Origin of the sequence: Chitinophaga sp., assembly GCF_035564935.1 — a bacterium.
Lineage (GTDB): Bacteria > Bacteroidota > Bacteroidia > Chitinophagales > Chitinophagaceae > Chitinophaga.
Genome location: NZ_DATMTE010000842.1, coordinates 1 through 10,752 on the forward strand (window position 1 = coordinate 1; position 10,752 = coordinate 10,752).

Consider the following 10,752-nt stretch of genomic DNA (forward strand, 5'->3'; position numbering starts at 1 on the left):
TATATGCTTTCACTATTAAAAACAAAAGAATTGTTAAAAATGTTGAGGAAAAAATTTTTCGTGAAAATAGATTTTCAACACAGACGCGGGTTTTATTGTTGAAAAATGTGATGAACGGAAATCAACCGCCTTTATGCATCAGTAATGCGATGATGACGCCGGAGGTAGTGAGCGTTATGTCGGCCACCTGGCAGCAGTGGCATGGGCCACCGGGTATTGTTGCAACGTGTCTGTTAACCAGGAGAGTATAACAGGAATTTAAATTTGTGCTTATCTTACAATTATGCCCGTCGGTTGGTTCAGAAAGAAGCGGTTATTGTTTATGCGAGTCCCTTTTCAAAACCTTCGTCTATCAGCCAGTTGCCGCTATCAGCAGCCTGTGTGGCCAGTTCATCACAACGGTTATTGAAAGGGTTGGTGGCATGACCCTTCACCCATTGCATCTTCACGGTGTGCTTTTTATATAAAGGGATAAAGCGCAGCCAGAGATCTTTATTCTTTTTCTCTTTAAAATTAATTTTTACCCAGCCCCATAACCATCCTTTCTCTATGCTATCCACTACATATTTACTGTCTGTAAAAACCGTCACGGTTAAGCCGTCTTTTTTCAATGCTTCCAGTGCCACAATCACCGCCAGGAGTTCCATCCTGTTGTTGGTGGTTTTACGGTATCCCTGTGATAATTCCTTTCTTACATTTCCCCATATGAGCACAACGCCATATCCGCCCGGGCCGGGATTACCGCGGGATGCACCATCTGTATATACTACCAGTTCAGCCATGTTCAATTTTAAAGAAGCGCGAAGATAAGGAAAAGTGCGGAGGGGATCGAACACTTTCCCCTCCGTTCTTTATACCTGGAAAACCCCTACATTAAAAGGTTGCTCCAGGGGTGCGTTGTTAGCAGCTTTAATACCTTCTGCAATTCTTACCCGGGTATCGGCAGGATCAATGATATCGTCTACCCACAACCGGGAGGCCGCGTAATAAGGAGTGGTTTGCTCGTTGTATTTATCGGTGATTGCTTTCAACAGGCGGGCTTCTTCTTCCGGTGTGATCACCTGTCCTTTTGCTTTCAGGGAGGCTACCTGGATCTGCAATAATGTTTTGGCTGCCTGTTCCCCGCCCATTACTGCAATCTTTGCAGATGGCCACGCATAAATGAACCGCGGGTCATAGGCTTTTCCACACATGGCGTAGTTACCTGCGCCATAGGAGTTCCCGATGATGACAGTAATTTTAGGTACCACGGAATTAGCAACGGCATTCACCAGCTTGGCGCCGTCTTTAATAATACCGGCGTGTTCACTTCTGCTGCCTACCATGAATCCTGTTACATCCTGGAGGAATACAAGTGGAATTTTTTTCTGGTTGCAGTTCATAATGAAGCGGGCGGCCTTATCGGCGCTGTCGTTGTAAATAACGCCTCCCATTTGCATTTCACCTTTGCGGCTTTTCACAATTTTACGTTGGTTGGCCACAATACCCACTGCCCATCCGTCGATGCGCGCATAGCCGCAAATGATACTCTTACCATAATCCTGTTTGTATTGGTCGAATGTGCCGGCGTCTACAATGCGATCTATTACTTCCAGCATGTCGTACGGACGGGAGCTATCGGCCGGCAGCACGCTGTCCAGCTCATCGGTTGGTTTGGCCGGCGCCTGGGGTGCTACCCGGTCGAAGCCTGCATTTCCGGCGTCGCCAATTTTGCTGACGATACGCTTCACCTGGTCGAGGCATTCCTGGTCAGATTTGAATTTATAATCGGCGATCCCGGAGATCTCTGTATGTGTAACAGCGCCTCCTAACGTTTCCGCATCTACGTCTTCCCCGATGGCGGCTTTCACGAGATAAGGGCCTGCGAGGAAAATGGAGCCGTTGCCTTCCACCATCAGCACTTCATCGCTCATGATGGGCAGATAAGCGCCGCCGGCCACGCAGCTGCCCATAACGGCGGCAATTTGTGTAATGCCCATGGCGCTCATGCGGGCGTTATTACGGAAAATACGGCCGAAGTGTTCTTTATCAGGGAAAATTTCATCCTGCATAGGAAGGAATACGCCGGCGCTGTCTACCAGGTAAATCACCGGCAACCTGTTTTCCATGGCGATTTCCTGGAGGCGCAGGTTCTTTTTACCGGTCATGGGGAACCATGCCCCGGCTTTAACGGTCATGTCGTTGGCTACAATCATACATTGCCGGCCGCTTACATACCCAATGCCGCCTACAGTGCCGGCTGCGGGGCATCCACCATATTCTTCGTACATGTCGTATGCGGCAAATGCGCCGATTTCGGTAAAGGGAGTGTCTTTATCGACGAGGTACTGAATGCGTTCCCTGGCGGTGAGCTTACCTCTTTGTCTCACTTTCTCCAGGCTTTTCTTTCCGCCGCCCTGTTCTATTACGCCCAGGCGTTGTTTCATGGTGCTGATTGCCATCCGCATGGCATCTTCATTTTTGTTGGCTTCCAGTTGCTGCTGATCCATAACGATGGTTTTGGTTTTTATATTCTTTAAAAATAAGGGAAAGAATTCAGTAAATTACGAATAAGGGGAAGGCTGCCGGTGTTTGACACCGGATATCTTTAAAAATAAAAATCCTATGGTATGTCTTTATTACTGGAGCACTTAGCCGCATCACTTGAAAAGCTTTACAATGGCGATCCCTGGATCGATGTTACGTTCCAGGTGCATCTTTCGCGCATCGATGCCCGGCAGGCGGTGAAATCTTTCGGGGAATCCAACAATATCTGGCAGATCGTAAACCATGTTATTTTCTGGCACCAGCGGGTGCAGCGGTATATGCATAATGAAGCGCCGGAGCAGGACGGCGACCTGCCCGATTTCTATATGCCGGAAAATCACGGGGAAGAGAACTGGCAGGCTACTATACACCGGCTGGCGCACTCTTTTGAGCTGATGGCGGCTACTGTCCGGAAGTTCCCTGAGAAGGAGCTGTTTGATATCTTCCCGGGCACAGATCACCAGGCGATTTACTATATACAGGGACTGGCAGAACATGATGCCTATCACCTGGGGCAGATAGTACTGTTACATAAATACGCCTGAGAGGGGTAAATGCGTCTTAAAACAGATCCATGTCATAACGCTGTTCATAAAGCTGCTGCCCCCATAGCTGCAGGTACTTCTCGCCGGTTTTGCGGAAACCCGCATTTTTATAAAGGGCGATCGCCGTTTCCTGCATGCTGGTAGTCATCAGGTAAACTTTCTGGTAATTCTTTTCTTTGCAGAAGGTGATCGCTTCCTGCAGCAGTTTCTTCCCGAGTCCTTTACCCCGGTGATCGGGATGGATAAGGAACCAGCGTAATTGAGCCAGGTGCCGGGAAGATCCGAGAATAGCCACGGAACCAACAATCTGTTCATTTACGGTTGCCAGGAATATCCTGTCTTTTGCCGGGTTATAAGTGGGGAGAAATTCGTAAAATGTTTTACATACATAGGCTTCAAACTCCAGGTTATACCCCGATTCCTTTGCATACAGCTGCCCGTGCAGGTAAATAAGATAGCCAACATCACCCGGAAGGAGGTTATAACGTATATGTATATCCGTAGCTTGCTCCTCCGGCTGCGCAGTTAATACCTGCTCAATGGTTTTCATGGCGCCGGCCACCTGCTGTTGTTGTTTTCCGGTGAGATGACCGGTAATCTGCCGGATCTCACGGGTAGATTTCTCCTCCAGGCCGGACAGCAATCTTTTACCGGCAGCGCTGAGATGGAGAAAAAACGTACGTCCGTCGGCGGTAGACTGCTGCCTGTTCAGCCATCCTCCTTTCTCAAACTTTTTCAGCATGCGGCTGAGGTATCCCCCATCTATTTTCAGGATACCGATTAATTGCCCGGCAGTACATTTTCCCAGCTGCCCTACTTCATACAGCACCCTTACTTCCGATAAGGAAAGATTACTTTCCAGGATATGTTGGTTCAGCAAACCTATCATGCCGGTATAAAAACGGTTAAAGCGACGGATATCGCTGACAACCGCTGATTCTGCGCTCATAGCTACTTGTTTTCCAGACAAAAGTAAATAATTACTTGACAAAAGCAAATAATAAATTTGCTTTTGTCAAGTAATGTAAATTGTCCGGGGTCAGACAAAATCCACTACCCTTTTATCAGGCAACCCGCTATATTTGCGTTTTGCTCTTTTGTGCCTTTAGCAGGAAAGTAGTATCTTGATTAAATTTGATGTATGTCTCCAGGATTATTATTCTCATTCGTTATTGCCTACTTCGTCATCCTGCTGGTGGTAGCCTGGTATACAGGCCGTAATTCCAACAACGATTCCTTTTTCATCGGGAACCGTAACAGCAACTGGATGCTGGTTGCCTTTGGCATGATAGGCACCTCCCTGAGCGGGGTTACTTTTGTAAGCGTGCCCGGCGCCGTTGGCCGCGATGCCTTTTCTTACATGCAGATCACCCTGGGATATTTTATCGGCTACATCACTATCGCTTATGTACTGATACCGCTTTATTACCGGCTGCAATTAACATCTATCTATAATTACCTCGACAGCCGCTTTGGGAAAAGCTCCTATAAAACCGGCGCCTCCTTCTTTATCCTTTCCCGCACACTGGGTGCAACAGCAAGATTATACCTTGTGGTAAGGATATTGCAGGATGCTATCCTTTCCAGCTTCGGTGTGCCCTTCTGGCTTACCACCATTATCATCCTGTTTATGATACTGCTGTACACCTATGAAGGCGGCGTAAAAACAATTGTATATACCGATACCCTGCAAACCACCTGTATGCTGGCCGGACTGGTAATCTGCGTAGGCTATATACTGCATACCATGCACCTGAACCTGGGCGAAAGTTTTACCGCAATGGGCGAAAGGGGGCTGACAAAAATATTTAACACCGACCCGAACGACAAGCTCTTTTTCGTAAAGCAGATTCTGGCGGGAGCGTTCATCACTATCACAATGACCGGCCTCGACCAGGAGATGATGCAGAAAAACATCTCCGTAAAAACTTTAAAAGATTCGAAGAAGAACATGGTATCACTGGCATTCATTATGGTGATTGTCATTGGCCTGTTCCTGTACCTGGGCGGACTGCTTCATTTATACGGCGCACAACAGCAGGTAACCGCCACCGGCGACGGGTTATTCCCGGAGCTGGCACTGCATCATATGCCACCGGTGATTTCCGTGATATTTATCATTGCACTCATTTCTGCGCTGTTCCCCAGTGCCGACGGCGCTATGACGGCCCTTACGTCTTCCCTTTGTATCGATATCCTGGATATGCAAAAACGGACAGACTGGACAGAAGCGGAAAAGAAAAAATACCGGCAGCGCATTCACCTGCTCATGGCATTTATTTTCCTGCTGTTTGTGATGGTGTTTGAATGGGTGAATAACCACAGCATGATAGGCGTTATCCTGAAAGTGGCTACCTATACATATGGACCACTGCTGGGGCTTTTTGCTTTCGGTATTTTAACCAAACGTAAGGTGCAGGATGCGTTAGTGCCTGTTATATGCGTAGCGGCGCCACTGCTTTGCCTGGTGGTAGATATTTACCAGGCGAACATTTTTGGTAAGTTCCAGATAGGACTTGAATTGCTGATCATCAACGGGCTGTTCACCTTCATTGGATTGCTGCTGATTTCACATAAAGATTAAATCTGTTTTCCGGATGCAGTTATAATAGCTGCATCCGGAAAATCCTTATACTTCCTTTGTTTTATTCAGATGGTGCAGCTCCAGCACGGTAGTTGTGCCGTTATCGCTCTCCCGGTACATCGGCACAAATTTCCTGTCATAAATAATTTCCTGGTAGGTATAAGACGTACGTTGCAATACCGTATTTGAGTATACGTCATTAAACCCTCTTACTGTTACATAGATCTCCGCATCCGCCACTTCCAGGTCCTGTGCGGTAAACCCGAGGAAAGGACTGTTTTCATCGATGGGATGAACAACCGTCCAGTTCATTGACAAGGTTTCTACTTTGCCACGTTCCAGTGCCAGGTTGTAAAATTTATATACTGCTGCTCCGTTTTCCTGTACCTGGAGGCCGGTGGTTACCAATACTTCCACATTCGTGAGGGTATGATTTTCTTTGTAAGAAGCAAAGCGGAACATCAGCGCTGTTTTATCCTGGTAAGGAGTGATCAGTGCATGATCGCTGAACAACAGGTGTGCACGGGGCTTTGAGAAACGACCGTAGATAAGACCCGTAGCTACTGCAAAAGAGAGAAAGCCCGTCATAGCCTCAATAGCAGCCACCAGGTTTACCCCGTCGCCTACCGGGTTTACACGGCCATATCCCACCGTGGTAAAGGTTTCGGTACTGAAGAAATAAATTTCTTTAAACCGCTCCCAGCTGGTTTTGCCGATGATCCCCTGGAACCCGTTGATGCCTATCCACCAGTAAATGCCGGTATAAAGCAGGTTGATGGAAAAATAAAAAAGAAGGATCACCAGGGCAAACTGCCAGGCAGGTACATTCAGCAAGGCGTGATAAATATTAAACCGCTGCATAAACGAACGTCCTTCCCGGCGTATGTTAAAGCTGCCGTCGCGGTTAATAAAGCGGCCGCCATAGCCATTGGCATTAATACCAAAACCGGTATCGTTGTTTTGCCTGGAAAAAGGGTTAATTCTTTTCAGAAGCGCCATAAATGGATATTTGAGGCGTAAAGCTAAGAAGAAAAAAGAGGATAATTACAGGCCGGCGCGCCGCTGTTTTAACATAAAGAGCTTGATCACCGCCGTTCCGGCATTGTGCTAAGGCATTATGAACAAATCAATCCCCTTGTCTTATTTCCTGTGTAACATTTTTAATGCATCCATCAGGATACCGGGATCGTATTGTCCTTTATAAAAGGGAGAAACTTTTCTGTCTGTCTTCAGCAGCCCAAATACAGCGGTTTGGGCGGTGCGGACAGAATACTCCACCGTAAAAACAACATCATCCGGAATCTCGGCATACTGGCCGATGAACGCAAAGTTCCTGGCGCCATCAGGTATCACTTTCGGACGGTCTTTACCGGTTCTGGGCATAAACTGGCTGGTAATGTATGGCATCATTACAGGAATAATAATGGAGGTATCAATGATATGTTGTGCCTGTTGGGTAAACCGCAAATGAGACAATAATTCAAGCAGTATTTCATCACCACTGCACTCCGACATTTTCTTCTTTACAAAATTTCCCTGCTTGTCCGGAAACAGGCCATAGCCCCACCAAACCCATACATCTTTTGGCTGATCATAATAATGCGGCTGATGGTTCAATACCACCGTCAGCAGCCAATTGGAGTCTTTAATTGTAACCAGTCCTCCTTTCCCTGCCGGGCTTCCGGAGAACTTTTCCAGCAGGTCAAAGAAGGTAGCATCTTTTGCCGTAACTGTAAAAGACATCCATTTTGTTTTCTGGATATCACTGCAGAAGGGGGCTGTATTGCCAAATTCAGGTGTTTTAGCTGCCAGCTTTTGCCAGAGCTTCCATGATCCTCCCGTTTTCTCTGTCTGCAAAACCGGGGCTGCCTGTTTACTTCCGTTGGTAGAGTTGGCTGTCATGCTGCCGTTAGTTATAAATACCAGATCATCTGCCGAGAGCTCAATTGCTTCATCCTTTCCATTTCGTTTAATATATAATTTCTCGGCTATCTTCTCCTTCTTATCCAGCTGCATGGCAATATCCGTTATTTCAGTGCCCATTTCAAACTGTACATTATGTTCTTTGAGCCATTTTACGATCGGTCTTACCATGGCATCAAACTGGTTGAACTGCGTGCGGTAAATCCCCGACATGGTATCAATGGTACTGAACAGGTGTGTAAAGCGCAGGCAGTACCGTTTAAATTCAATGGCGCTGTGCCAGGGTTCAAAGGCAAACGTGGTGCACCAGATGAACCAGAAATTACTTTCAAAAAAATGTGCCTGGAAAACGTCTTCAATTGTTTTGTTCTCCAGTAGCGCCTCTGGTGTAGCGCAAAGCTTTACCAGGTCAATTCTGTCTCTTTCATGAAATCCCAGGTTGGCTACATCTACAATTTCTCCACCGGCCACCAGGCGGGCTTTATCATTCCAGAAAAATTCCTGGTGAAACTCCATCAGTTCATCTTTCGCTGATCTTTCAGGATCACTTATCGATGGAATAAAGGAAAGAAGATCGTAGGTGCAATTGAACTTCTCTTCAAACATCCTGCCGCCACGCATACTATAACCTTCTGTTGGATTCCCGCCTGCATCAAGGCTTCCCCCGTATTTTTCATCCTGCTCAAAAATGGTGATGTTCTTCCCTTCCAGTCCGCCTTCTTTCACCAGGTAACAGGCGGCAGATAAAGAAGCAATACCGCTTCCTACCAGATAAGCTTTAGTGGCTGAATTGTTTTTAGTCATGACTGCATTTGATATGGGTTAAAAATTATTTGAAGGCGCATGGCTTCCCATCAGCAGGAATAATTACAATGAAACAGAAAACTGGGTAACAACCTGACAGGTCAAAAGGTTTAGATCAAAAAAAATTGGCTGACCAACATTCCTGCTGATCAGCCAATCACCTTATAAAAAATCAAACTACTTACAATCTCCATCCGGCGTACAAACGGGGCCGGATAAGGTATCCAGTTCAGTTACCGGTTGTGTGCTTTTCCATTCTGCAAACGCTGCTTCCAGGGTTTGTGTGAATGCATCTACCGGTTGGGCGCCGGATACGCCATATTTGCGATCGAGTACAAAAAACGGTACTCCCCTGATGCCCAGCTGCTGCGCTTCATTTACATCCCTGTTCACGGCTGCTGCCATTTCGGTGGTTTCCAATACTGCTTCCACTGCAGGTTTATCCAATCCTATTTCCACACCAAGTTCCACCAGGGTAGCATGATCGCTTACATCCTTACCTTCCGTAAAATAGGCGTAGAATAAACGCTCTTCCGCCGCATCACCCAGGCCCTGCTGCTTCGCCAGCTGAATAAGACGGTGCGCATCAAACGAATTGGCGATCACCGCTTTGTCGAAGTTATAGGTAAGACCCGCTTCACGCGCGGTTCCTGCCAGTTGTTCGTGTATTGTTAAAGACCATTCCCGCGACTGCCCCTTCATTTCTGCCACATAATCGTATACATCCTTTCCGGGTTGGGATTTGAGGGATGGGTTCAGCTGGAAACTTTTCCATTCTACTGTGATGTCCTCTTTTCCCGGGAATTTATCCAGCGCTGCTTCAAATCTCCGTTTGCCGATATAGCAAAACGGGCACATGATATCAGACCATATTTCTACTTTCATCATTTTTAATTTAAGATCCAGCTGCAAAGTTAATATATTTGCTTTCAAAAAGTAACCAGTTTCCCGAAGGTAAGTGCTTTACCAAAGGTAACCAACTGTATGCAGATGAAAACAGAAGAACTCACAATAGATTGCGGAAGACAGGAGACGGAAAGCAGCTCCCATACTGATTGTCACAAAGTAATTATGCCCGTAAGGGATGCCCTGGATGTGATCAGCGGGAAATGGAAACTGCCCATTATCATCGCTGTTTCCCGGGGGCATAAACGTTTCCGTGATATAGAACGCAGTATCCCGAAAATAACATCGAAGGTGCTTTCCAAGGAATTGAAAGACCTTGAAACACATAAGCTGGTGAAGCGTACGGTATATGATACCCAGCCCGTAACGGTGGAGTATACGCTTACCCCTTATGCCGCTACGCTGGACAGTGTGATCATTGCCCTTCAGAAATGGGGCATCCAGCACCGGAAAAAAATACTTGGGAAATAATAATGGAGGGCTGGCTAAAAAGCATGGCTCCTTTCGGGCAGGTGGTGGCGACAAAACCGCTTTTGCGCGATTTCTCAGCGTCTTCATTTTACTTTTTAACCGGCCCCTTTATTCTTCAGCTATCTTCAGTACTATTTTGCCTCTGCCGCTACCACCATTACGGCTGTACTCCTGTGCATCAGCGGCGGCATGCAACGAATGGAACACTTTACGCACATAAGGCCGGATCAGCCCTTTCTCCAGCAATTTATGTACTTCCTGCATGGCTGTCAGCGTTTTTGTGCCCGCCCATAATGCGTTTACACCTGCCGCACTCACTTTTCCGGGATCGGGCATCTGCACAATGCACAATAATGTTCCTTCCGGTTTGAGCACGGACAGCGACCGCTCCGTGGTGTCTCCTCCAACGGTATCAAATACGATGTCTACCGGATCCATCTGGGTTTCAAAAGGGGCCTCCCGGTAGTCGATCACTTCACTGGCGCCCAGGGAAGCAACAAAATCAATATTCTCCGCACTCGCGGTGGCAATCACATATGCGCCGGCGTTATAGGCCATTTGCACGGCAAAATGCCCTACGCCTCCTGCGCCTGCATGTATAAGGATGCGTTGTCCTTTTGTAAGACCGCCCACATCAAACAATGCGCCCCAGGCGGTTCTGGCGCCGGCCATAGTGGCCGCTTCCTCAAATGAAACTTCATGCGGTTTGCGGAACAGGCCTTCTCCCTGTGCAATTGCATAGGTGGCATAAGAACCATCTACGGAGCCATATACTTCATCGCCGGGCTTTTTGCCAAACACGCTTTCACCTACTGCAGTAATAATACCCGAGGCTTCTACGCCCGGTACATAAGGCAACGGGTGCTTCATAAATCCTTCTCTTATTTTCCAGTCGATAGGGTTTACACCGCTTGCCACCACTTTGATCAGCACCTGGTCTTCCGCCGGTACCGGAACCGGTACCTCCTGCACTTGCAGCTGCTCCGGGCCTCC

General features: G+C 47.3%; 11 protein-coding genes. 4 read left to right on the plus strand and 7 right to left on the minus strand.

Annotated features, from left to right (window positions below; translation table 11 throughout):
* Positions 1-251, plus strand: a 251-nt coding sequence (locus VN105_RS22045) for a hypothetical protein (protein ID WP_325644264.1), incomplete at its 5' end; no start/stop codon positions are given.
* Between the two features lie 69 nt (positions 252-320).
* Here the strand turns inward: VN105_RS22045 and rnhA are convergent.
* Positions 321-782, minus strand: a complete 462-nt coding sequence (gene rnhA, locus VN105_RS22050; RefSeq protein ID WP_325644265.1) for a ribonuclease HI — start codon at positions 780-782, stop codon at positions 321-323.
* A gap of 69 nt (positions 783-851) precedes the next feature.
* Positions 852-2,489, minus strand: coding sequence for an acyl-CoA carboxylase subunit beta (locus tag VN105_RS22055; RefSeq protein WP_325644267.1), 1,638 nt, complete (start codon positions 2,487-2,489; stop codon positions 852-854).
* 120 nt (positions 2,490-2,609) lie between these two features.
* Here VN105_RS22055 and VN105_RS22060 point away from each other — a divergent pair, with 120 nt between their 5' ends.
* Entirely contained in the window at positions 2,610-3,071 is a 462-nt protein-coding gene (locus tag VN105_RS22060; protein ID WP_325644269.1) for a DinB family protein, read from the plus strand.
* Positions 3,072-3,087: 16 nt separating this feature from the next.
* On the opposite strand, the gene VN105_RS22065 is transcribed toward VN105_RS22060, so the two are convergent.
* Complete coding sequence (locus VN105_RS22065) at positions 3,088-4,020, minus strand: helix-turn-helix domain-containing GNAT family N-acetyltransferase (protein WP_325644271.1); 933 nt, start codon at positions 4,018-4,020, stop codon at positions 3,088-3,090.
* A 192-nt stretch (positions 4,021-4,212) separates the two neighbouring features.
* Between VN105_RS22065 and VN105_RS22070 the strand changes: the two genes are divergently transcribed.
* A complete protein-coding gene (locus VN105_RS22070) occupies positions 4,213-5,655 on the plus strand; it encodes a sodium:solute symporter (RefSeq protein ID WP_325644273.1) in 1,443 nt (480 codons plus the stop codon).
* 45 nt (positions 5,656-5,700) lie between these two features.
* On the opposite strand, the gene VN105_RS22075 is transcribed toward VN105_RS22070, so the two are convergent.
* The 3 genes from VN105_RS22075 to VN105_RS22085 form a co-directional block, all read right to left on the minus strand.
* Positions 5,701-6,654 (minus strand): ion channel, encoded by a 954-nt coding sequence (locus VN105_RS22075; RefSeq protein WP_325644275.1) that lies wholly within the window; start codon positions 6,652-6,654, stop codon positions 5,701-5,703.
* 141 nt (positions 6,655-6,795) lie between these two features.
* Positions 6,796-8,382 carry an oleate hydratase gene (locus VN105_RS22080; RefSeq protein ID WP_325644277.1) on the minus strand — a complete coding sequence of 529 codons (1,587 nt, stop codon included), beginning with the start codon at positions 8,380-8,382 and terminating at the stop codon, positions 6,796-6,798.
* Between the two features lie 177 nt (positions 8,383-8,559).
* The gene (locus VN105_RS22085) at positions 8,560-9,267 is read right to left on the minus strand and encodes a DsbA family oxidoreductase (RefSeq protein WP_325644279.1); all 708 of its coding nucleotides are present in this window, start codon (positions 9,265-9,267) and stop codon (positions 8,560-8,562) included.
* Positions 9,268-9,372: 105 nt separating this feature from the next.
* On the opposite strand from VN105_RS22085, the gene VN105_RS22090 reads away from it, so the two are divergent.
* A complete protein-coding gene (locus VN105_RS22090) occupies positions 9,373-9,759 on the plus strand; it encodes a helix-turn-helix domain-containing protein (protein ID WP_325644281.1) in 387 nt (128 codons plus the stop codon).
* A gap of 108 nt (positions 9,760-9,867) precedes the next feature.
* Here the strand turns inward: VN105_RS22090 and VN105_RS22095 are convergent.
* On the minus strand, positions 9,868-10,752 hold an 885-nt coding region (locus tag VN105_RS22095; RefSeq protein WP_325644283.1), incomplete at its 5' end, for an NADP-dependent oxidoreductase.

Bases quoted from the DNA above. Each gene is read 5' to 3' on its own strand.
- rnhA (WP_325644265.1), bottom strand. From the start codon at position 782: ATGGCTGAACTGGTAGTATATACAGATGGTGCATCCCGCGGTAATCCC.
- VN105_RS22055 (WP_325644267.1), bottom strand. From the start codon at position 2,489: ATGGATCAGCAGCAACTGGAAGCCAACAAAAATGAAGATGCCATGCGG.
- VN105_RS22060 (WP_325644269.1), top strand. From the start codon at position 2,610: ATGTCTTTATTACTGGAGCACTTAGCCGCATCACTTGAAAAGCTTTAC.
- VN105_RS22065 (WP_325644271.1), bottom strand. From the start codon at position 4,020: ATGAGCGCAGAATCAGCGGTTGTCAGCGATATCCGTCGCTTTAACCGT.
- VN105_RS22070 (WP_325644273.1), top strand. From the start codon at position 4,213: ATGTCTCCAGGATTATTATTCTCATTCGTTATTGCCTACTTCGTCATC.
- VN105_RS22075 (WP_325644275.1), bottom strand. From the start codon at position 6,654: ATGGCGCTTCTGAAAAGAATTAACCCTTTTTCCAGGCAAAACAACGAT.
- VN105_RS22080 (WP_325644277.1), bottom strand. From the start codon at position 8,382: ATGACTAAAAACAATTCAGCCACTAAAGCTTATCTGGTAGGAAGCGGT.
- VN105_RS22085 (WP_325644279.1), bottom strand. From the start codon at position 9,267: ATGAAAGTAGAAATATGGTCTGATATCATGTGCCCGTTTTGCTATATC.
- VN105_RS22090 (WP_325644281.1), top strand. From the start codon at position 9,373: ATGAAAACAGAAGAACTCACAATAGATTGCGGAAGACAGGAGACGGAA.